Here is a 21,746-nt window from a genome sequence, read left to right as displayed (position 1 = left end):
GGCGTTTATATCGACGACTTGCAAGCGCAGATTTGGCGAAGTGCGCGTAATGTCATGATTGCCGCTGTTACAATATTATTGCTGATTGGCGCTATCACTCTTCTCGTTGTACGGCGTACGTCTACAAGACTAGCCACTATGGCCGGTGCCCTGACGCGGCTGGGACAAGGTGATTTCGCAGTCAAAATCCCCGGCCTCGAAAGCGACGACGAACTCGGCGATATGGCGCGATCCATCGAGCGGTTCAAGATCGTTGCAGAGGAGAAGGCGCGCCGCGAAGCGGCTGAAGAAGAGCTGCGCCGCGAGATAACGGAGCGCGCGAAGGCCGAGGCGTTACGAGGCATGGCGGAAAATGTCGAAAATGCCGCGAAAGCCGCCGTGAATGAAGTTGCGGTCGGTACGGGCAAGATGGCGCAGAATGCGTCGCTGATGACCGATACAGCGATGACGCTCGAACGAAGCAGCAGCAGCGTTGCGGCGGCCGCCGAGGAGGCGCTGACGAATGCAGAGACCGTGGCAAGCGCGGCCTCTCACCTCGCAGCGTCCATCTCAAGGATCGCCGAGCGGGTGACATCGTCTCGCGTCCTGACTCTGAATGCGGTCACGGCGTCGAAAGAAGCTCAGGGAACGATCGCCAAACTGTCAGCGGCTGCGGCGAAGGTGGGTACGGTGACCAACCTTATCAGAGAGATTGCCAATCAGACGAATCTTCTTGCGCTGAATGCGACGATCGAGGCGGCCCGCGCCGGAGTTGCGGGCCGAGGCTTTGCCGTTGTCGCCTCCGAGGTGAAATCCCTTGCCGAGCAAACAGCGCGGGCAACGGGAGAGATCGCGCAGCAGATTAGCGAGATCCAGGAAGCGACGAACGCGTCTGTCACCTCAATAAGCACAATCGGTGAGGTGATCCATAGTGTCGAACAGGTTTCTTCGGAGATTTCCGCGGCAATCGAAGAGCAGAACGCGGTGACGCTCGAAATCTCACGCACGGTGCAGGAAACCTCGCAAGCGGCTCGCGAGGTGGCTACGCAAATCTCCTCAGTGTCGACGGAAGCCACCGAGACCGGGCGACGTGCCTCGGAAATCCGCGACGGTTCCGCGGAGATTGCCGGAAAGGTGGATGAACTTCGTGCCACGCTTGTCCGCGTCATCCGGACCTCCACCGCGGTCGTGGACCGACGCAGCGCACCGCGTCTTTACCTCAATCGCGGCGGGACGCTGACCGCACAGGGACAGACGAGGCGCGTTCAGGTTAGCAATGTCTCAATGGGCGGCGCCTTGATCGCGGAGGCAATGGCCGGGCTGACGCCAGGTACAACCGTCAAGCTCATTGTGGACGGTCTGGACTTGGAGTTCACCGGAGTTATCGGTCGAATCGACCAGGATAAGACGCTGGTAGCGCTTCAGATGACGACAGATGCGCAACAGAAGCTCGAAGCGCTGCTTTCGTTAAAGAAAGTGGCGTAACGAAACCAAGTTAGAGCCTCTGCGCGAAGATAGTATGGCTGCTCAAGCCCGCAACAAGGGGGCAGGTCACGACCGAACCAGCTTCCGACAATCGCCTTGCTTGACCTGGTGGACCACCTCTGGTCGGTACTGGGCGGCTAGGGCGAATAGCCATCCATGACGCTGTCGCCAGCATCGCCCGAAGATATGCACTTGTAGGAATGGAGCGTGCCGATGGCGCCACCGGGCCGATTTCGGACGTTCGGCTCACCACCGACGACCATACATACCAATGCTGCCTTCGGATCGACGAATAAACTGGAATTTGCCGGAGGGGTTGCGGACAACAATCTCTGATTCCAGCACTCCGGAAACGGCCTGACGTTCGGTCGACGTGGGGAAGAGCGGTCGCGTTTCCCTCCGCTACCCATTTGTTCCGTGGCATGCAGAAGGTCCTCATACGACGCTCTTGTCATGGTCTTCGCACTCTGGATGGTTAGTACGGCCGATTGCCAAACTGCCCTCTGGAGGCTCGGAAAATCACTCGCTATTTATCGTCGCAACAGGCCGCTTAACCCCCATCTTTTCATCCGGTTAGGAACGTAACGCCGCGTCGATCATTGCCCAACTGTGTTTTCGGATTGCGACGCGCAAATATGAAATGATCGATCACAGGCGGAAGCTCAATGTCGAAGCCAGGGAGAACAAGTTGGGCGATCGCGGAGGGCTTTATTCCGAGCGATAGCGTCAGCCAGGATCCGGCGCTGGTGTCCCACGAGGCCGCTTGCATCCTCAATGCAGGCGATGCGGAGGCCCGGGTGACGATTATGACCTATTTCGCTGATCGCGAGCCGGCGGGTCCCTATCGCATTGTCGTGCCCGCACGGCGTTGTATGCATCTGCGGTTCAATGACCTGAAAGATCCCGAGCCGATTCCGCGCGACACCAGCTACGCCTCGGTGATCGAGTCGGATGTTCCGATCGTGGTTCAGCACAGTCGGCTGGATTCTCGCAATCCCGCTATTGCGCTGCTTTCGACGATGGCGTTTCCCGCTAACTGAGAGCATTTATTTACGTGTAGCCACCTCATGTCGAATCCGATCGAAGAGTATGGCCTGATCGGCGATGGACAGACCGCAGCGCTGGTCCACCAGAGCGGCTCCATCGATTGGCTGTGTCTGCCGCGTTTTGACTCTGACGCTTGTTTCGCGGCATTGCTGGGCACGGCGGATAATGGCTGCTGGAAGCTTGCTCCAGTCGATTCGGCCCGCACATCGCGCCGCTACGCTGCGGACACGCTCATTCTTGAGACAGAATTCGAGACTGGGTCGGGAGCCGTAAGGCTCACGGATTTCATGCCCATGGGCCGTAAGCATCCGGCTTTGATCAGAATGGTCCGGGGATTACGCGGGCGGGTGGCCATGCGCGGAGAGATGAATCTCTGCTTCGATTACGGGTCGGTTCGCCCGTGGCTTGAGGTTAGCGAGCGACGAGCGGTTGCTCATGTCGGTCCCGATCTTATTGTCCTTCATTCTCCGTGCGAACTGCAAAAGGAAGGGAACCGGGTCGTATGCGAATTCGACTTGGGCGACTCTGAGGAACGCAGTTTCACTTTTCTCTATGGCTCAAGCCAAGAAGGCGATCCGTCTCCGGTTGATGGAGGAGAAGCTCTGCGTGTCACGCTTGAGTACTGGCGGGAATGGATCGGCCGCTTCGAAAAGGAGACTGATTGGCCGGACGTGGTTCGTCGCTCGCTGATCACGGTGAATGGGATGATATATCGGCCGACGGGTGGAATGATCGCCGCGCCGACGACTTCGCTTCCCGAGCGGTCCGGCAATGCCTCGAATTGGGATTATCGCTACTGCTGGATTCGCGACGCGGCCTTCTCGCTCATCGCACTGGTCGACGCGGGCTATCAATCGGAGGCGACCAAATGGCGCAATTGGCTAGTGCGCGCCGTGGCCGGCGACCCCGGGAAGATACGCATCCTCTACCGCATCAATGGTTCACGCCGCCTGGAGGAATGGGTAGCCGACTGGCTGCCCGGATATCGTTGGATTCCGCCGGTCAGAATCGGCAATGCTGCGGCCTCACAGCGCCAGCTCGACATTTTCGGGGAACTCCTGGATTCAGTCTACATCGGAGTTCAAGCCGGTATCGAACGCACGGCCCAGGAGGACGAACTCCTTGACGGGATCGTCAAACATGTCGAATCCGTATGGCGGCTGCCTGACAATGGGCTTTGGGAATCGCGAGGCCAACCACGGCACTTCGTTTACTCCAAGGTCTCTGCGTGGGTGGCAATCGATCGATACATCCGTTACCGCGAGGCTCATGAGGCACGAGCCAGTGCCGACCTTGACCGAACAAGGGCACTGCGCCAGGAAATCCACGACGAGATTTGTCACGAAGGTTATATCTCGGGCCTGGGCCATTTTGTCGATTACTTCGGCAGCGAATCACTCGATGCCAGCCTGCTGCTGTTGCCCTTGTTGGGCTTTCTGCCGGTCGAAGACGAACGGATCGCCGGCACGATCGATGCCATCGAAAAGCACCTCGTCGTCGACGGCCTGGTTCATCGCAAAATGCCGCAGCCGCACAACCCAGAAGGGGCTTTTCTTGCTTGTAGCTGCTGGCTGGCCGACTGCCAGTTGATGCAAGGAAGACGGGAAGCCGCACGCAAGACTTTCGAGCGCGTTCTCGCGGTAAGGAATGACCTTGGCCTGCTCGCGGAAGAATACGATGTCGATGCCAAGCGCTTTACCGGAAATTTCCCTCAAACGTTGTCACATGTCGCAGTCCTGCGCACCGCCCTGCGTTTCGCGGGCGTGGTGACCGAGCGGGGTGGCGGCATTTCGGACGCTTCCCGGCCAAAGCCTGCGCCGGGTAGCCGTACCAGGCCACTCTGAAATTCAAAGGAACATCGTAGCATTCAGCTTTTTGAGTCAAGCGATGCGGTTGAGCCGTATGTTGCAAACCGACTAGCTAGCCGTCACTTGCACCGCCGTTCTCTTCAGCAACATCGCCCAGCGTTCCACCTTGTGCATTGTCGCAAGACACCCAATGCAAAAGCCCTGGTCCCGCGCCGCATGTCGCATGGGCCGGCTCAGGGGCCGGCCTGTGGGGTGTGAATGCCGGGGCGGGTCGGCTCATAACGCGGGGGCCAGCCCTGCCGGTTTGAATAATCGGTCATGCTCAGACCGAATAAAAACAGCAGCCAGAAAAAGCCGCTGATGGCGAACACCCATTTTAGCGAAGGCGGTCCTTTCAGGCGCATGAACAAGACGAACAGCGCCGCGGTCTGAATCCCCGCGATCCCGAACTGCACAATCGGCGCCCAGAAACCTATCCCGAGATAGGCGGTCCAAACACTAACCGCAGCCAGCAAGAGCATGACCAGCCAGGTGACGACAAACGGGAACGGCCGCGCATGTGCTGCTTCGATTTGAGGGCCGCTCGTCATGACCGTCCAACCAGGTAGATGCTGGGGAAGAGAAACAGCCAAACGGTATCGACGAAGCTCCAGTAGATGCCCACCACTTCCAGTGGCGCATAATAAGCAGGACCGATTTCGCCGCGTCGTATGCGCCAAAGCAGCATGTATAGAACCAGGCCGATGCCAATCGTTAGGTGAATCGCGTGCAGGCCCGTTCCGACCCAATAAAACACCCAGAACAATTCGCCCGCGGATCCTTCCCCTGGTTTGACCTCGTAATGTGCTACCGGAACGACTTTGTCCTGATAGTCGAGATAATATTCGTAGCCTTTGACGACCAGGAAGGCGCAGCCGAGCGCGGCGGTCGCAACAAGCCAAATGATCATTCTTCGCGGCCGCTCATCCTGGGCTGCGGCATTAACGGCAAGGACCATCGTCAGGCTGCTGGTCAGCAGAAGCGCGAAATTGACGCTCCCGCACCACAACACCGCGTCCTTGGCCGCGACCTCGAATTCGTGCGGATAGGTGGTTCGATAGAGAAAATAGGTAAAGATCAACGCTCCGAAGAAAATGGTTTCATTCACCAGGAAGACCCACATTCCGAGCTGAGCCGTATCACCCTGCTGTTCGAGTGTGGCGTATTGAACCTCGGGGATCAGCTGCGCACTATCGGACATGGCGGACGCCTTCCTGCGTGATAAAGCTGTCCTCATCCGGATCATAGCTGTAGGGCCCGAGCGTGACGACAGGCGTGCGTTCGAAGTTGTGCTTCGTGGGCGGTGATGGCGTGATCCATTCGAGACCCGTTGCGCCCCACGGGTTTGCTCCCGCCTTGCGTCCCCAAAACAGGCTCCAACCGAGATAGAACAACGGAAGAAGATAAGCGACCGCAAGAATGGATGCTCCCGCAGAGGACAGCAGGTTCCAGGATTGCCATTCCGGCGGATAAGTATAGGAGCGCCTCGGCATGCCGAGATAGCCGAGCACGAATTGCGGGAAGAACGTCAGATTGAATCCGACATAGGTCAGGATCGCGGCGAAACGCGCCCACATCTCCGGATAAAGCCGGCCGGTCATTTTCGGCCACCAATAGTGCAGCGCGCCAAAGAACGCGCTGACAGTGGCTCCGACCATGATGTAGTGGAAGTGCGCGATCACGAAATAGGTGCCATGAACATCAACGTCGATCGCGAGCGTCGCAAGCATCAGCCCCGTAATGCCTCCCAACGTAAACAACAAGACGAAGCCGAGCGCATACAGCATCGGGGCATCAAAGCTGATACGGCCCTTGTGCAGGCTCACTGTCCAATTGAATACTTTGATAGCCGACGGCACGGCGACAAAGAACGTCAGCAGGGAAAACGCCACGCCGGAATAAACGGAAATTCCCGCCACGAACATGTGGTGTGCCCAGACGAAGAAGCTCAGGATGGCGATGGCCATCAACGCGATTGTCATTCCGGTGTAACCGAACACCGGTCGGCGCGCATAGCAGGGAATGATTTCGCTCACGACTCCCATCGCAGGCAGGATCATGATGTAGACCGCCGGATGTGAGTAGAACCAGAACATGTGCTGCCATAACAGCGGGTCGCCGCCATGACGAGGGTCGAACAATCCAATGCCAATGAAACGCTCTACCGCAAGCAGGAAAGTGTCCATCGCAAGGACCGGCGTGGCCGTCAACATCACGACGCTCACCGCGTAAATCCCCCAGACGAACAGCGGCAATCGCGTCCACGTCATTCCCGGCGCGCGCAATCGATGTATGGTGACGACGAAATTGAGCGCGGTCATGATCGACGAAAACCCGTTGATGAAAACCGCCATTGCCGCGGCGAATACGTATCCATCGGCATAAACCGTGGATAACGGCGTATAAAATGTCCAGCCGGTATCGGCGCCGCCCATGATCAAAGAGTAAAGAACAATAAAGCCGGACAGGTTGAAGACATACCAGCTGAGCAGGTTGACGCGCGGAAACGCGAGATCGCGCGCTCCGATCATCATCGGTATGAAAAAATTGCCGAACGTGGTCGGAATCGATGGAATCAGAAAGAACCACACCATGATGATGCCGTGCATGGTGAACATGCGGTTGTATAGCGAGGGCTGCAACAGGCCGTGAGGCGTGGCGAGATTCATCCGCATCAGCGTTGCGGCACCTCCGCCGACAAAGAAGAAAACGGTGATAGATGCGAAAAACATCAACGCGATCCGCTTGTGGTCGCGCGTGAACAGCCAGGAGCTAAGGGTGTTTTCCGAAGTCAGATAGCTTGGCTCGAGGAAAGTGTGCGGCTCGACCGCCGGCCCCTCTTCGAAGGTGGTTGTTGTGGTCATCGGGCGTGCTCCTGCATCCCGCCGAGCGACTTGATGTAGGCAATCAGCTTCAACAAGTCTTCCTCGCTGAGTTGTCCCGAAAAGTCCGGCATGATCGGCGGATATCCGGCAACGGTGAAACTGCGCGGGTTGAGAATGCAATCGCGCAGGTAGGCGTCGTCGGCAACGCGGACCGAACCGTCCTGCAAATGCACGAGCGTGCCGTAGAGGCCGGTCAACGAAGGCGCATGGACTGTGCTGTTCTCGCCGTGGCAGCCGCTGCAGCCGTGAGCTCGGAACAGCGCGCCGCCCTGTCCGGCAAGAGATGCGCTCACGCCCTGATCGACAAGCCAGTGTGCGTAATCCGGCGCGGTCATCACGTCGACTTCGCCCTGCATCGTCGCATGCTGAAGTCCGCAATATTGCGTGCACTCCAGCTTGAAGACACCAGTCTTGGTTGCCTTGAACCACACCGTTTCGAGTGTGCCGGGGACGACGTCATGCTTGATCCGGAATGCCGGAACAAAGAAGCTGTGAATCACATCTTCCGATGCCATGACCAGTCTGATTGTCTTGTTGACTGGAACGTGCAGCGCGTCAATCTCGCGCTGCCCGCCAGCGTGCTCTACTTTCCACATCCATTGCTTGCCGACGACATAAACCTCCTCGTCCGCGGGAGGCGGCTTGAAGAGCCATATGTAGATCTGCGCGCCCCAGACGAACAGGACGAGGAATGCAGCAAGCGTCGCAACGGTCCAGAGAATTTCGAAACGCCAGGTATCGGTCGTCAGATTGGCCCGCGAGGCCGTCCCACTCTTCCGATAGCGGATACAAAAGGTCAGCATCATCAGCACGACGGTCAACATGATGAGCGCGCCGAGCCCGAGCTCCGCGATGTAGAGATTGTTGACTACCACCGCGTTCACGGCAGCCGTTTCGGGCCAGAATGGAATCCAGTGATACATCGTTTACCCGTAGCGGCGGCGTTTGATAGCGATGAATATCGCCATCACGGTGAACCCCGCTGCGAGATTGGCGATAGTGAACGCGGCCATAATCGGTATCGTCCATCGTCCAAGCGGCGCTCCCTGGATATGGCAGAGCAGCAGCAGGCGGGTGAGAGGCCCTTGCGATTTGTCCTGCTCGGCGTCGGAAATGGCTCCGATGATCTGCTGTGGCGAAGCGGAAAAGCCCTCCAGATAGCGGCTGATCACGCCATCCGGTGCGGCGATGATGAAGCCTGCGGGGTGGATATATGCGTCGAGCAGGGGGTCGTACCGGTACGGGAAACCCACAGCTTCGGCGATCGAGCGTACACTTGCAGACCGCCCGGTCAGAAAATGCAGGCCGGACTTGTCGGTCGAACGGTCGAGGAGGGCGGCATACGTCTTCAGAGCGGCGGCGGCGTCATGCGGCCGATCGCGTGGATCAATGCTGACAGCAACCAGCTGATAGTCGCGCCCCGGTTGGAGCGGAATCCCGTGCAGCGTGTCACCGATCAGGTTACGCAGGGTCACCCCGCATAACGACGTGCAGCGCAGATATTCGAGGACGAGAATGACGGGTACCTTGGTGAAGTAGGTGCCAAGGGAGACGCTGCGCCCATCTTCATCGACGAGCGATTCCGTGAGCGGCAGGCGCGTGCCTGGATGAGGCCGAAATGATAATTCTGCGAGGTCAATCGGGCCGAATGCTGCGGGTTGAGAACGGCTCAGCTTGAGAAAGGCGATGCCGAGGAACGTGCTACAAAGCAGGAGGATTGGCGTTAGAATAAAGGCCACTCGTTTCATGGTTGCGCCTTCGGAAAGCCGTCGATCCCTCGCTGCGCAAGCTTCTTCATGGCCTGTTCAATCGGGATGTGAACAAGCCCCTTCTGCTTGTCGATCCAGTAATAACCATTGAGCTGCTTGTCCTCGGCAGCGCGAAATCGCTGCAGGTCGGATTGCGGATTGGTTTGCAGACGAGGGCCCGGCGGGTTGATGTGCAGCGCGCGGCTGGCATCCGGCAACGCCTCCGGGTAGGCCACGATCAGCACAAGACAGGAAATCACGAGCAGGACCAGCGTGCCGATGTAGACCCATGCGACGGGTGCGAGGTTCCAATCGGTGGGTTCGAATGCAGTGTGTGGATGCTCGGGTTGCTGCGTCGCCCTGCCGGCGACGACGGGGCGAGATGTCACGTCGGAACCTCGTTCGATCATCAGCACCCGCACGAGCGCCAAGCAGAATGCGGCCGCAGCGCCCACGGCGGCGCTCATGGCGAACCGTCGCCACCAAGTCTGCTGATTGCGTTGCCGGGGGCGAGGGGGGAACTCAGGCATGGTCGGGCGTCCACAGCGGGGAACCGGTCGGTTCGCGGCGGCGTACATCGCGCAAACCGAACGCAAACAGCAGCCCCATCAATCCGCCCAAGGCGAAAAGCGCCGCCACATCGAGCCAGAACGGCGTTGGTCCGGTGAATTCCGGCATGAGCAACAGCCAAGTGTGCGCGATGCGGCTGGCCAGGATCAACAAGCAGATCGTGGCGACGACGCCACGGCTGTACTTGCTGGGCGCCCACAGGAGAACGAAGAACGGCACCACGAATCCGAGGCCGGCCGAGACATAGATCGCCGGATGCCAAGGTGAATCCAGACGTTTCAGATACCAGGGGATTTCCGTTTTGAGGTTCTCCTCCCAGATGATCAGGATTTGCATGAATTCGACGTAAGCCCAGAAGATCGTCGTGGCGAGCAGGATGCGGGAGAGGTCGCTCATATGTTGACGACGCTGGTCGGTGGGCCAGCCCCAGACCGCGACGGTAAACACCACCATAGCCATGCCGGTGTTGAACCAGCTGGCGAGCTGCGCGTATGAGAAAATCGAGGACCAGAATGTCGGCTCGAGCGAGAGGATCCAGTCAATGGCGGCAAAACTGGCGGAGAACGCCAGGATGATGAGTCCGATCCCGCTGAGCCAGGAAAGGCGCGGCGGAATTGGCTCCTTCCCTTCTCGCGGCCCCCAGAGCGCAAAAGCGGCAAGGCCGTTCCAGAGCACGAGATCGACCCCGAACCGGACGAAGAAGCCCGTCGGATTCAGATAAAAGACATTTGGCAGTCCGGGGGGTGGACTCGTCCAACTATATAGTGACTTCAGATCGACAAAGGCAGGGATGCCCGCGAGGCTTGCGAGCGGCATTGTCATGATTGCAGCGGCGAGAGCCGGTCGGGCCGTTTCCATCCATTCGCCGCCGCTGAGATCATGGACCAGCACCAGTGTCGTACCCGCCAGCGGTATGCCGAGCCAAAAAACATAAGTGGAGAGCCAGGCATGTGCGAATGCAGTCCAATCCGACAACGCTCCCATGATGCAGCCGGCGATGCCGATTGCAGAAAGAATGATTGCGCTGATGCCGACCCAAACCGGTTTCATTGCAGCGAGCTCCGCTTCTCGGCGGGCACGTCGGACAGCGAGGCGCTGGCGCTCGCCTGCAAGGCGCGGATATAGGCGACGATCGCCCAGCGATCCGCGGGAGAAACCCGGTCGGCGTAGGAATACATCACGCCATAGCCGTGGGTGATGACATCATAGAACAGCTGATTGGGCGCGTTGCGCAACGCGTCGCTTTGATAGGACGGCGGGTGTGGAAAACCACGTTGCACGATCATGCCGTTGCCGTCACCGAGCCGGCTGTGACAAGGCGAGCAATAGATGTCAAACCGCTGCTGGCCGCGCTCGAGCAAAGCCATACTGACTGGCGGAGGGCCCGGTGGATTGAGGGGATCGCCGCGCGCGATGGTGTGCGGCACCGGCCGAACCGGCCAGTTGATTTGAGAACCGAACGGCAGTTCGTAAGGGTTGAGCTTCGGCTGATTCGCCATGTTGTCGCATGCCGCAACCGACATCGAGACGATAACCAAGGCTGTGCTCGATCTCCATCTCACGCCGGCACCTCCTCGATGCGGTCGGCGCCAAGTCGTTTGAATAGCGCACGCACTGCTGCCGCGTCGAATCGCGAGTCGATTGCTTCAACGCAGATCACGAAACGATCGCTGGATGCGCGCGCAAAGGCGTTCGCCTCGAAGATCGGATGGTAGAGCCTCGGCAGGCCCGACGTCGCCAACATCCCGAAAAAGCCGGCGGCAACCGTCACCAGCAGCATGAACTCGAATGTACCCACCATGAACGCCGGCCAGCTATTGAAGGGGCGTCCACCGACATTGAGTGGATAGTTCAATGCTTCATCCCAGAACTGGATCCAGTATCCCCAGCCTGCGCCGATCACGGCCGCCGCAAACATCACAAGCGGCAGAACCGGCTTGGGCGCGGGATGGATGATCCGGTCAAGCCCCTCGACCGGATAGGGCGTGTAGGCTTCGAACACGCGAAAACCGGCGCGACGCAGATCTTCCGCCGCGGTCCTGACCGCCTGCGGCGTTGCAAACTCCGCAACGATGCCGAAGAGCTCGTTCATTTCGACTTCCCTTCCTCGACAATCTCGCGCACTTCGGCGAGCGAAATGATCGGGGCAAATCTCAAGAACAGGAAGAACAGCGTAAGAAAGAGTCCGATCGTCCCGGCGAGCGTTGCCCAATCCCAGACCGTCGGGAAATAGTAGCCCCAGTAGGACGGCATATAGTTGTGCTCGAGACTCGCGGTGGTGAAGACGACGCGCTCCTGCCACATGCCGATAATGATGCCACCCGATATCAGGAACAACAGGAGTTGATTGCGGCGAACCACCGGTAGCCACAGCAACTGCGGAACGACAACCGTGAGGAACTTTTCCGACCAGAACAGGGGGGCGGTAAATCCGAACGCGCGATGGAAGAATTCAGTCCGTTCGGCGACGTCGCTCGTATAAAGGGGACCGAATGCTTCCCAGACATAAGCGTAAGCAAGCATCAGGCTGCCGACCAGCATCACCTTCGCCATGGCGTTGAAGTGATACTCCGTAAGCACATTCTGGAGGCTATAGCCCCAGCGTACGAGAATGGTGAGCATGACGATCACCGCCGTGCCCGAAATAACCGCACCGAAGAAGAAGTAAGGCGGGAATTGCGTATCGTGCCATCCCGGCGTCAGCCCGGCCGCAAAGTCGAGCCCGACCACGCTGTGCACCGAGATGACCATCGGGGCCATGATTGCGGACATGATCGCGTATACGATGCGCTGGTTCTGCCATTCCGCGACGGACCCTCGCCAGCCCAAGGCGAGGACGCCATACAGGACCTTCTTCGCCTTGCTCGTCGCAAGATCACGCACAGTCGCCAGATCAGGCAGGATCCCGGCATAGTAGTACATGATCGACATGAGAATATAGCAGAGCAAACAGATGAAATCCCACCAGAGCGGGCTGCGCACCTGGGGCCAGACACCCATCACGCTCGAGTAGGGAAACAGCCAATAGAAGAAGCCGGGTCTGCCCAGGTGCATGATGGGCATCAGACCGGCGCAGGGCGCCGCGGACAGCAGCATGCTCTCGGCAATGCGATTGACAGCTGAACGCCATGGCGACCGTGTCAAGAAAAACAGGGCTGACACGATCGTTCCACCGCTCGCCAGCGCGATCCACCAGACATATTCGGCGATCGCGAGGCCCCACGCGACGGGTATCTCGACACCCCATACTCCAATTCCGACGATGAACAGCACCGCCATCTGGACGATCAGGACGAGCAGCAGCGCAAATGAAATTACAAAGCCGATCCACCACCATCGCGGTGCGCCGTGCATCGACACGCGGCTGCTCACGTCTTCGCTCAAGCTGGTCAGCGTCACGTCCGGCCCGACGACCGGCGCGACGGCCGGCAATTCATTCGTCAGCGTTATCGCCATGGCCTCTTGTCTCGCCGCTCCCGGATGTTTGGCTGATTGCCGGATTAGGATTGCGGATCAGCGCGCTATAGCTGGTTCTCGGTCGCGTATTCAGTTCCTCCAGCAATACGTAGTCGATCGGCCACGCCTTGCGGCTGGCGACGGCGCTGCCGCGATCGTTTCGATCGCCGAACACAATTGCCTGCGTCGGGCAACTTTGCTGGCAAGCAGTGATCACCTCGCCGTCGGCGATCTTGCGATTTTCCTTCTCGGCATCGATCTGGACGGTCCGGATCCGCTGAATGCAATAAGTGCATTTTTCCATGACGCCGCGACCGCGTACCGTCACTTCCGGATTCCACGATTCCGCAGCCCGCTCGTTCTCTTCGGCGTAGCCGAAAAAATTGAAACGGCGAACCTTGTAGGGACAATTGTTGGAGCAGAAGCGCGTGCCGACGCAGCGATTATAGACCATCAAATTGAGACCTTCGTGGTCATGAACCGTGGCGTGCACCGGGCAGACCACTTCGCAGGGCGCCTGTTCGCAGTGCATGCAGGGCATCGGTTCGAACGCAGTATCCGGTGCGTCAGCCGGACCGGAATAATATCGATCTACCCGCAGCCAGTGCATCACCCGGCCCGCCAGCACCTGGTCCTTTCCGACGATCGGGACGTTGTTCTCAGCCTGGCAGGCGATCGTGCAAGCTTGGCAGCCGATGCAGGAATTGAGATCGACCGTCATCGCCCAGGCGCGATCGGGATATTCGAAGGGTCGATACAGCGACTCTGCCTTTTTCTCAGTCACGATCGTGCGGGCGTCGGAATTGAACTGAGCAAGATCGCCCTCGCGGATCAGGTCGCGCCCGAGTACGCGATCCTGGTTCTGCGTGGTCGCGAGCTTGTAAGCTTCGCCGGTCTTCACCATCGACGTGATTGTCGCGGTCCACGAATGTGCGGAGCGGCGGATCGTGTAGGCGTCAAATCCCGAGCTGATGCCGAGTTCATGCGCGGCGCGGCCCCACCCGAGCGGCAACGTGATGCAGTCGGTCGCCTGGCCGGGCAATATGAAGACCGGCACTTTCAGCTTGATCTGGTCGATCGCGATCTCAACCATGTCGTGCGTGTTCAGATGAAGCCGCTTTGCCGTTGCCGGTGCGATCAGCGCGGCATTGTCCCAAGTCAACCGCGTAAATGCGCGGGCCATTTCAAGGAGCCAGGGATTGTTGGCATGACGCCCATCCCAAAGCCCCTCGTCCGGGCGGAAAAGCACCTGCAGCCCGCCCTGCGCGGAATTTCCCGCGTTCGCTGGTATTTGGGCAGCGAGATCGGCCACCGGCTTGAGCGCGAGGGCCGGCTCCGCCGTACCGGCAACGACCCCATCGCGGAAGCTGTTGTGCCAGAACGGCTCAAAATCTCCGCGGCTCTCCTGCTGAGCGCGCTGCTGCCAATAGTCGCGCAAAAGCCGGTAACTATCGGGCGATGTATCCCCGAGCAGCACCGCCATGACTTCCTGGGCAGCATGCCCCGAATAGAGCGGACGGACTTGCGGCTGCATCATCGTTATCGTGCCGTCGAAGGCCCGCGCATCGCTCCATGTTTCGAAGACGTGTGCAGCCGGAATTCGCCACTTGCATGCGACCGCGGTTTCGTCATCATAGAGCGCAAGCGAAGCCGAGAAGGGGACGTGGTGCAGTCGCGCGGCAAAGTCGAGGTCGGCTGGCGCATCGTAGACCGGGTTCGCACCGAGGATAATGAGAGTATCGACCTTGCCAGAGGCCATGTCGTCCGCAAGATCGGTGAGGGACTGCTGCTTTGATTCCGCAGTGACCTCGACGGGAGCGATCAGCTTCACCGTGTTACCAATGGCACCGAGCTCTGCGTTGATTGCGTCCGTCAAAAGGTGAATTTCGACTGACTGCTCCCGCCCCGCATGCAAGAAGGCCTTCCCCTTGTTCTGGTTCAAGTCATCCGCGACCGCCTTCAACCAATGCGCATGTTGACTTTCGGTTTGCGACCAACTTTGCGGGCCGGCTCCCAACAGCCCAGCGAGATAACGCAAGGAGGCTGCGATATCGCCGGGCGGCATGGCAAGGCGATGATCTGCCTTGGCGCCCAACAGCGTTGGCGTACTTTCAATCGCATAGACCCGGCTCATCACACCGCTTGTTTCGACCGGCCGTCGCGCTGCCGCGAACTGCCGCGCGTAAGCGAGCCAACCGGGCGTTGCCGAGATCAAATCACTCTCGACGCCCAAAATTCTCTCCGCTTTGCTGAGATCGAAAATGCGATCCGCGTTTTGTCCGAAGCTTCGAGCGGCGGAGACGTGCTCGCCGTCGCGATGAAGCGGCTCCCACTGGTGCCAGCGCATTGCCGGAAATTGCTGCTGGAGCTTTTTCATTTGGGACGCGAACGATGGCGAAGTGGTCGCTCCGCTTAGAATTCGCAGACCTTCACCCTTTCCGGTCATCAGTGAATTGCGGCGGCTATATAAGACGCTGACGAAGCGCTCCCATGAAGTGATCCGCCCATCTCCGAAGATCGTCTGGGCACGGCGCGGATCATAGAGCTCGAGTATGCTCGCCTGCATAATCGCGCTTGCCGCCCCCAGGGACGCCGGATGGTCCGGATTGCCTTCAACCTTGATCGGCCGCGCCATCTGATGGGCGACCAGAACCCCGTTGGCATATCCATCCTGGATCGTGGCGCCGGTGTAATAGCGATTGCGGCCGGGAACGATGTTTTCGGGCTGTTCGACGTAGGGCAAGAGCTGTCGCTCTTCGGCTTCCGGACCGCATCCCGACAATCCGCCCAGCGCCATCGACGCCGCCATCAATTGCAGGAAACGGCGGCGGTCGAACGTGCTGATGACATCGCGAAAGCGCGGCGCCCGGCGCTTGATGAACGCCGCGAACTCCGGCGTCCCGGCTAATTCCTCAAGGCTGCGCCAATATGTACGGACTGGTTCGCTCATCGGTGACAGATTCCGCAGTCGGATAAGGCTTCGGTTTTGATATGGTACTGGACCAACAGGGCCTCCGGCGAAGGAGTTGAATTTGTGCGGCGCCAGTGCGGGTTGAAGACCTGGTCCTTAGGACGAAGGTGAGGCGCCGGATCCCGATGGCAGGAGAGGCACCAACTCATGTAGAGGCTGTGGGCCTTTCGCGTGATTGCCATGTCGCCGATCGCGCCGTGGCACTCCGTGCAGCCCACGCCCTTGGCGATATGAATGCTGTGATCGAAATAGACGTAGTCGGGGAGCCCGTAGACCCGGGTCCAGCGGATAGGCTTGTCCTCCGCCAAACTCGTGCGGTCAGGCGCCAGCATCGCGGCATTGGTCCAGATCTGCGAATGGCAGGTCATGCAAGTTGCCGTGGACGGCATTCCTGCGTTCGAAGATTGCTCCACCGACGTATGGCAATAGCGGCAATCTAGTCCGAGTCCGCTCACGTGGTGCTTGTGACTGAACGGAACGGGCTGGTCGGGCGCGAACCGTTGCTGGCTGTTGTAGTCCATGAGCGGCACGACCCAGATAGCCGCGATCAAAAGCACGCCAACCCAAAATGAGCCCACGAGCGTCGCGGTCATAAACAAGTTTGCCCGGGGCCCGAACACCGCCATCAATACGCCTTGTGACCGAACCCGCCGTTTCACGTGAGTTCAGTTCACGCGATATCGGAGTTTGGGAGTTTGCGATCGGCAAACTCAACCCCGGGTAAGTTGGTTCCAAAGACTTTCGATGGGCATTATGCCGGCCCTGATTGAGCAGCGAGGCAAGGCGCTGCGGGTCAATGCTGGTTCCGCCCGCAAGGGTGACTCAGGCGGGGTCGAGTTTGGCGGCCCTACGCACATCGCGCACGGGCGAATGGTGTCATCGAAACCGCTTTGCCAAACCAAGCGCGCACTGGAGTGCGCGGTATCGTGATCAATTTCATGCGACGTCGCGGCATTCACGGAAGCGTCAGCATGGCTGAGCTACGGACATTCGTGAGCAGACGGGGATTGAGCTCGCTGATGCGGTTCACGCCAAGCAGGCCCATTGCGTCGCTTGCTTCGCTCTTGAGGATCTCCAGTGCACGGCTCGCGCCAGCGGCGCCAGCGGCACCGAGGCCATATAGCACCGCTCGTCCGACCCAGACGGCGTCGGCCCCCAGAGCAAGCGCTTTGAGCATGTCGGTTCCCCGCCGAATACCGCCCGCGAGATAAATTGCGATCCGATCCCGGGCGATCTCGCGCGCGGTTGGCACAAGGTCGAGAGGAGAAATCGTCCAGTCGAGCTGCCGTCCGCCGTGACTGCTGAGCACGATTGCGTCCACGCCGCTGTCGACCGCACGGCGCACGTCCTCCGGGCAGAGGATCCCCTTGAGGATGAACGGCTTCTTCCAATACTGACGTATCTTTGCGACCGTATCCCAGCTAAGCGACGTCGGCTGGTGGGCACGCACCCACCTGGAGGCCGCGAAGAAGCTGCGCTGATCCTTCGGCAGAAAGTCGATGATATTCGGAAATGTCGGAGTACCGTGTGTCAGCAGATTTTGCATTAACCAGCGCGGATGGGACATGCTCTCCACGGCCGCAGAGGTGGAAAGCCGTTTGTTGCCGACCTGATTGCGGCGCTGCCACTCGCGATCTCCGAAGATCTGAGTGTTTGTGGTCAACACCAGGGCTTCGCAGCCCGTTTGATCCGCGCGACGAAGAAGTTCCTGCCAGACCTCGTCGCCGCCAAACACATAAAGCTGCCACCAGTGCCGTCCGCCCGGTGCCGCCCTGGCTACCTGCTCCATGCTGTCGTTCGACATCGTGCTCTGTACGAACGGTACGCCGGCCTTGAACGCAGCTCGCGCCAGCATGCTATCACCATGTGCGCGAATGATACCGTTAAGCCCGGTGGGCGCCACTACGAGAGGCATCGCCGCCGGGCGGCCGAGAATGTCGGATTCGAGAGTGCGGCCTGATACGTCGACCAGAGTTCGCGGCACGAAGCGCCAATCTGCATAAGCACGCCGCTCCCGGAACATCGACGCCTCATCCTGCGCACCGCCCTCGACATATTCCAACGCGAACCGCGGCAAGCACCGATGGCTCATTGCGCGCAGGTCACCGATGGCGACGGCACGTTGCGCGTTGACGCCGGTGTAGTAACGTCGCGATGGCGTTCCATCGAGCTGCGCAAGCTCGGTGTGGCGATTAGGATCGTATGCCGTCGGATGTGACCGCCGGGCGAGCACCAAGCCCGCAACAATACCGGCCAGACCAGCGAGGCCACATTCGAGCAATGGTGCGAGGCTTTTCTGGGTATTTCGATGATGAGCAAACCTTTGTCGAGGTGACATCGTGTGTTGACCTTCAATTTGCCTGGATTGCCATTTGCGGCTGGTTTTCTGGGAATCTGGTCCCACCTCTCGTCAAGCAAACGGAGCGCCGATCGATGTTGTTCCTCCGGCCCGCAGCAACAGCGAGAGCATTCAAGTCATGCCCGCAACTTCACTAAAGCGCGATGAAATCAGGCTGAATTGTCATCGCACTTCAGCTTTTTGATTGAGCATGATCTTTTGGGAAAACTGCTACGCACGTATCCGGATCATGCTTTAAGGCCCGTCTGTTTCCGGCAACCGGCTTAGTTTGTCCGTCCCCGGTTCAACTCTCCGCGATCGCCTAATTTGTTCTTCCCGGCAGACATGATGCTACCGCTCGTGATCGATCATGTCATATTTTCGCGCCGATAATTCGAACGCTCCTAGTCATCAGCGCGCGGCGATTAAGCTGCTTCGAAGCCAGCACGCTTTCTTTATAAAGCGGCTTCTCCCGGTACCGGGCGTCATTTGTTCGCTACGATATCGGTCGGCCGAGACGAGCCGCGCGCTGATGTGCCCCGACGCCTGAGGATCATGTGCAGGCCACCACGCGGTCTCAAAGTGAAATTGCTTTGGACGGGCCATACATTCTGGCCCGGCGCCAGATCAAGCTGGAAGCGTCTCATGATCGACGCCAGGGCCAGCGTGGCTTCTTGTAAAGACAGCGCCGCCCCGACGCACATCCGAGGGCCTACGCCGAAAGGAAGGTAGGAGTAACGTTCTATTTTCTCAGACGCATTCGGCGAAAAGCGAGCCGGATCGAACAAGTCCGGATCGCGCCATAATAGTCGGTGATGATGCAGCACATAGGGTGAAACAACGACCAGCGTTCCCCGCTTGATCAGGTTTCCGGCGATCTCGGTGTCCCTTATTGCCGTGCGCGTGATCGCGATAATCGGCGGATAGATGCGCAGAGCCTCTTCGACGACAGCCCGAGTTTGTACGAGGCCTTCAACCGCCGTTTGCCAACTTGCATCTGCAAGACGCCTCGACTCCTCGATCACGCGTTCGCGCCATTCGGGAGATTGCGAAAGCAGATAGATGGCCCAGGTCAGAGCACTCGAGGTTGTCTCCTGTCCGCCGAAGATGAAGGTCAAGACGTTGTCCTTCACTTCCGCCTCGGTCATGGAGGCGCCAGTATCAGGATCTCTGGCCGCGAGCATCGCGCCAAGCATGTCATGAGTTGCATTCGGAGACACGGCGAGGCTGCGTCGCCTCTCCGCGATGGCTTTCTTCAGCTCATCGTCGAAGGCGCGCATGATAGGCCCCTCGCGCAGACGTGTCAGACGCGGCACAAAATCAGGAAGGCCAATAACGTCGAATGGATCAAGAGTGCCGCAGGTCGAATAGAACCGCGTTGTTGCCGTGCGGACGGCCTCGGGATCGCCGATCCCTTCCGCGAAGATGCACCGCAGCAGAACCTCGAGAGCATACCGCAGCATTTCCGTCTTGATTTCAATGACTGTCCCTTCGGGCAGATTCTGCCAACGCTCGATGAGGGCTTCCGTGGCGCCGCCTATTTGCGGAGCAAATCCGGCCATCGTCTTACGCGCGAACATCGGCGCCAAAGTGCGCCTGAGACGCTGCCATTGATCGCCGTCCACCGAGACCAGTCCGTTGCGCAGGCGCGCCGACAGGACGCGCCGCTCAATTGTGCTCTTGCGAAATGTCGATTGATCTTCGACCAGAATCTGGCGAACGCTCCGCGGATCGCTCACGACTGCGACCTGCGCAAAGGGAAACCCGCCGAGGACGATTGCCTGTTCGAAATGAGCCTTTGTCCAGCATTCGAGCGCGTTGGACCGCAATGTCCGAACAAGCGCGAACACACCCAGCGGCTGCGCTTGAGGCAGCGGCATCGGAGGTTGAAATCTTCCTGCCGGGCTTTGCATCGGAGCCGAGGAATGCTTGCCCAAATATTCGCCAATCGAGACACAAAAATAATTCTCTCACCGCGCTGGAGTTCCAATCGCAAAGCATCCCATGATGGATCTCCGAACCTTCCCAGCTCTTGCGGATCGCCATTTTGACGGTATCAAGTCGCTGAATCCATTGACCGAGACATAGCCCTAGATGCCGTCCGCTTGGCATCTGATGCGCGCATTTTTCCGAAAAGGTCGGGCGCTGCGATCGAGCAGATCGGTTGTTTCGTGCGGGACGTACTGACCAGAGCTTAGCCAAGGTGGGCTCGGCGCATTCCTGGCAGTTCGCGCTTGCCCTGCATCAGCTTCGCGCCGAACGGGAGAGCGGGAACAAGCGAGGCGAGCGCCCAGCTCATCAGCAGCGTTCCGGCGAACACAATTGCCGCCTTGACGACAGCGAACAAACCTGTGCCGAGGAGCAGATATTGCAACCAAATGACGAATAGATAGTGCATGAGGTAGATCGGAAAAGCATTCACGGAAATCCGGCCAAGAATTGGCGAAGGCGCCGCGACAAAGCGCAAGAACAGCGCAGCGACAGCGAATGAAATAGTTGCCGAGGCCAGTACTGAGCCGAGATCGGCGACTATCTGCAAGCCATGCATCCATGCCGCAGCTTGCTTCACGATGAGTGCCGTCGGGATGATCCATACGAGGAAGGCGGCAAACGCAACGGCGAGCCAGATCGGCCAGCGTCGCGCCAGCGCACCATCGGCCGACAGCAGCCCGCGATCAAATCCGTGAGCGCTGACACATGCGCCGGCCAGATAGAAAATCGCATAAGGCGCTATGAAGCTTGGCTGAAAGGCAAATGGACCGTAAGTGACCCAGTCCCACGGTTTATAGGCCATGGACAGCGGCACATATGTGAGCGCAGCAAGGGCAACGAAGCCAGCGAGGAAACGCTCCGGATAAACGCCAGCGCTGGCTGACAAGATGGCGAGACGTTCGCGCAAGCGTGGAATGGCTGCAGCGAGCGCTGCAAAAGCCAGATTGAAGGCGAAAAGAACCGAAAGGAACCACAACGGTCCGCACGGCCAGAACGGCAATGCGCGCCAATGAACCCAGAATGCAGACCAGGTCGGCTCGACTGCGGTCAAGCGATAGACGGGGTAGTAGGCCAGCGGCATCAATAAAAAGACGCCCAGGAAAAACGGGATGCCCAGGCGCACAAAGCGATCGGACAAGAACCGCGCCGCGCCTTTCCTCGAAAGGCTTGGGTAGACGAACAAGCCCGAGAGGAAGAACATCAAGTGCATCAAATACATGTATTGCAACGCGCAGAACAGGTCGAGGCCGAGCCAGTGCGCATTGTCGACAATCGGTTTGGCGAGCCAGCGATACGGCGGCGCATCGAACGCCGGCGGCGAGGCCGGCGGTGAAGCCAGGTAGGCGATGCACGAATGAAAGGCGACCACCATCACAATGGCGAAGCCGCGCAGATTGTGCAGTGCCAAGCTGGTTCGGGACATGGAGC

At 59.2% G+C, this 21,746-nt stretch carries 18 protein-coding genes; 3 read left to right on the top strand and 15 right to left on the bottom strand.

Translation table 11 applies throughout. The annotated features are described in order from the left end of the window. Positions 1-54: 54 nt before the first annotated feature. The 3 genes from NEZ08_RS14680 to NEZ08_RS14670 all read left to right on the top strand — a co-directional run bounded on the left by NEZ08_RS14680 (position 55) and on the right by NEZ08_RS14670 (position 4,355). Positions 55-1,464, top strand: coding sequence for a methyl-accepting chemotaxis protein (locus NEZ08_RS14680; RefSeq protein WP_298108034.1), 1,410 nt, complete (start codon positions 55-57; stop codon positions 1,462-1,464). A 665-nt stretch (positions 1,465-2,129) separates the two neighbouring features. Further along, positions 2,130-2,504: a sensory rhodopsin transducer gene (locus NEZ08_RS14675; protein WP_298108031.1), complete on the top strand. Its 375-nt coding sequence runs from the start codon at positions 2,130-2,132 to the stop codon at positions 2,502-2,504. Between the two features lie 27 nt (positions 2,505-2,531). Next, complete coding sequence (locus NEZ08_RS14670) at positions 2,532-4,355, top strand: glycoside hydrolase family 15 protein (RefSeq protein ID WP_298108028.1); 1,824 nt, start codon at positions 2,532-2,534, stop codon at positions 4,353-4,355. 197 nt (positions 4,356-4,552) lie between these two features. On the opposite strand, the gene NEZ08_RS14665 is transcribed toward NEZ08_RS14670, so the two are convergent. From NEZ08_RS14665 to NEZ08_RS14595, 15 genes are all read right to left on the bottom strand, one after another. Then, positions 4,553-4,951 (bottom strand): hypothetical protein, encoded by a 399-nt coding sequence (locus NEZ08_RS14665; protein WP_298108025.1) that lies wholly within the window; start codon positions 4,949-4,951, stop codon positions 4,553-4,555. Continuing rightward, entirely contained in the window at positions 4,906-5,559 is a 654-nt protein-coding gene (locus NEZ08_RS14660; RefSeq protein ID WP_298108023.1) for a cytochrome c oxidase subunit 3, read from the bottom strand. The genes NEZ08_RS14665 and NEZ08_RS14660 overlap by 46 nt, the downstream gene beginning before the upstream one ends. After that, positions 5,549-7,222, bottom strand: a complete 1,674-nt coding sequence (locus tag NEZ08_RS14655) for a cbb3-type cytochrome c oxidase subunit I (protein WP_298108020.1) — start codon at positions 7,220-7,222, stop codon at positions 5,549-5,551. The genes NEZ08_RS14660 and NEZ08_RS14655 overlap by 11 nt, the downstream gene beginning before the upstream one ends. Next, complete coding sequence (gene coxB / locus NEZ08_RS14650) at positions 7,219-8,127, bottom strand: cytochrome c oxidase subunit II (RefSeq protein ID WP_298108017.1); 909 nt, start codon at positions 8,125-8,127, stop codon at positions 7,219-7,221. Before coxB ends, NEZ08_RS14655 begins: the two co-directional genes overlap by 4 nt. Before the next feature lie 42 nt (positions 8,128-8,169). Further along, positions 8,170-8,991: an SCO family protein gene (locus NEZ08_RS14645; protein WP_298108014.1), complete on the bottom strand. Its 822-nt coding sequence runs from the start codon at positions 8,989-8,991 to the stop codon at positions 8,170-8,172. After that, positions 8,988-9,458: a hypothetical protein gene (locus NEZ08_RS14640; protein WP_298108011.1), complete on the bottom strand. Its 471-nt coding sequence runs from the start codon at positions 9,456-9,458 to the stop codon at positions 8,988-8,990. Before NEZ08_RS14640 ends, NEZ08_RS14645 begins: the two co-directional genes overlap by 4 nt. A 55-nt stretch (positions 9,459-9,513) precedes the next feature. Continuing rightward, a complete protein-coding gene (locus tag NEZ08_RS14635; RefSeq protein WP_298108008.1) occupies positions 9,514-10,611 on the bottom strand; it encodes a hypothetical protein in 1,098 nt (365 codons plus the stop codon). Beyond that, the gene (locus tag NEZ08_RS14630) at positions 10,608-11,123 is read right to left on the bottom strand and encodes a cytochrome c (protein ID WP_298108005.1); all 516 of its coding nucleotides are present in this window, start codon (positions 11,121-11,123) and stop codon (positions 10,608-10,610) included. The genes NEZ08_RS14635 and NEZ08_RS14630 overlap by 4 nt, the downstream gene beginning before the upstream one ends. Further along, positions 11,120-11,653: a DUF3341 domain-containing protein gene (locus NEZ08_RS14625; protein ID WP_298108003.1), complete on the bottom strand. Its 534-nt coding sequence runs from the start codon at positions 11,651-11,653 to the stop codon at positions 11,120-11,122. Before NEZ08_RS14625 ends, NEZ08_RS14630 begins: the two co-directional genes overlap by 4 nt. Then, the gene (gene nrfD / locus NEZ08_RS14620; RefSeq protein WP_298108001.1) at positions 11,650-13,017 is read right to left on the bottom strand and encodes an NrfD/PsrC family molybdoenzyme membrane anchor subunit; all 1,368 of its coding nucleotides are present in this window, start codon (positions 13,015-13,017) and stop codon (positions 11,650-11,652) included. Before nrfD ends, NEZ08_RS14625 begins: the two co-directional genes overlap by 4 nt. Continuing rightward, complete coding sequence (locus tag NEZ08_RS14615; RefSeq protein WP_298107999.1) at positions 12,995-15,967, bottom strand: TAT-variant-translocated molybdopterin oxidoreductase; 2,973 nt, start codon at positions 15,965-15,967, stop codon at positions 12,995-12,997. The genes nrfD and NEZ08_RS14615 overlap by 23 nt, the downstream gene beginning before the upstream one ends. Next, positions 15,964-16,581, bottom strand: coding sequence for a cytochrome c3 family protein (locus NEZ08_RS14610; protein ID WP_298107997.1), 618 nt, complete (start codon positions 16,579-16,581; stop codon positions 15,964-15,966). The genes NEZ08_RS14615 and NEZ08_RS14610 overlap by 4 nt, the downstream gene beginning before the upstream one ends. A gap of 362 nt (positions 16,582-16,943) precedes the next feature. Further along, positions 16,944-18,392: an alpha-hydroxy acid oxidase gene (locus NEZ08_RS14605; protein ID WP_298107994.1), complete on the bottom strand. Its 1,449-nt coding sequence runs from the start codon at positions 18,390-18,392 to the stop codon at positions 16,944-16,946. A 419-nt stretch (positions 18,393-18,811) separates the two neighbouring features. After that, positions 18,812-20,263, bottom strand: a complete 1,452-nt coding sequence (locus tag NEZ08_RS14600; RefSeq protein WP_298107991.1) for a cytochrome P450 — start codon at positions 20,261-20,263, stop codon at positions 18,812-18,814. Positions 20,264-20,520: 257 nt separating this feature from the next. After that, positions 20,521-21,741, bottom strand: coding sequence for an acyltransferase (locus tag NEZ08_RS14595; protein ID WP_298107988.1), 1,221 nt, complete (start codon positions 21,739-21,741; stop codon positions 20,521-20,523). Positions 21,742-21,746: the final 5 nt, after the last annotated feature.

The sequence above is a fragment of the Bradyrhizobium sp. genome, assembly GCF_027451485.1.
Lineage (GTDB): Bacteria > Pseudomonadota > Alphaproteobacteria > Rhizobiales > Xanthobacteraceae > Bradyrhizobium.
Note: the sequence above shows the minus strand (reverse complement) of the source record. Positions and strands in the feature narration are given on the sequence as shown.

Coding starts and splice junctions, on each gene's coding strand:
- NEZ08_RS14680 (WP_298108034.1), top strand. CDS start 55: ATGATTGCCGCTGTTACAATATTATTGCTGATTGGCGCTATCACTCTT.
- NEZ08_RS14675 (WP_298108031.1), top strand. CDS start 2,130: ATGTCGAAGCCAGGGAGAACAAGTTGGGCGATCGCGGAGGGCTTTATT.
- NEZ08_RS14670 (WP_298108028.1), top strand. CDS start 2,532: ATGTCGAATCCGATCGAAGAGTATGGCCTGATCGGCGATGGACAGACC.
- NEZ08_RS14660 (WP_298108023.1), bottom strand. CDS start 5,559: ATGTCCGATAGTGCGCAGCTGATCCCCGAGGTTCAATACGCCACACTC.
- NEZ08_RS14655 (WP_298108020.1), bottom strand. CDS start 7,222: ATGACCACAACAACCACCTTCGAAGAGGGGCCGGCGGTCGAGCCGCAC.
- NEZ08_RS14645 (WP_298108014.1), bottom strand. CDS start 8,991: ATGAAACGAGTGGCCTTTATTCTAACGCCAATCCTCCTGCTTTGTAGC.
- NEZ08_RS14640 (WP_298108011.1), bottom strand. CDS start 9,458: ATGAGCGCCGCCGTGGGCGCTGCGGCCGCATTCTGCTTGGCGCTCGTG.
- NEZ08_RS14635 (WP_298108008.1), bottom strand. CDS start 10,611: ATGAAACCGGTTTGGGTCGGCATCAGCGCAATCATTCTTTCTGCAATC.
- NEZ08_RS14625 (WP_298108003.1), bottom strand. CDS start 11,653: ATGAACGAGCTCTTCGGCATCGTTGCGGAGTTTGCAACGCCGCAGGCG.
- nrfD (WP_298108001.1), bottom strand. CDS start 13,017: ATGGCGATAACGCTGACGAATGAATTGCCGGCCGTCGCGCCGGTCGTC.
- NEZ08_RS14615 (WP_298107999.1), bottom strand. CDS start 15,967: ATGAGCGAACCAGTCCGTACATATTGGCGCAGCCTTGAGGAATTAGCC.
- NEZ08_RS14610 (WP_298107997.1), bottom strand. CDS start 16,581: ATGACCGCGACGCTCGTGGGCTCATTTTGGGTTGGCGTGCTTTTGATC.
- NEZ08_RS14595 (WP_298107988.1), bottom strand. CDS start 21,741: ATGTCCCGAACCAGCTTGGCACTGCACAATCTGCGCGGCTTCGCCATT.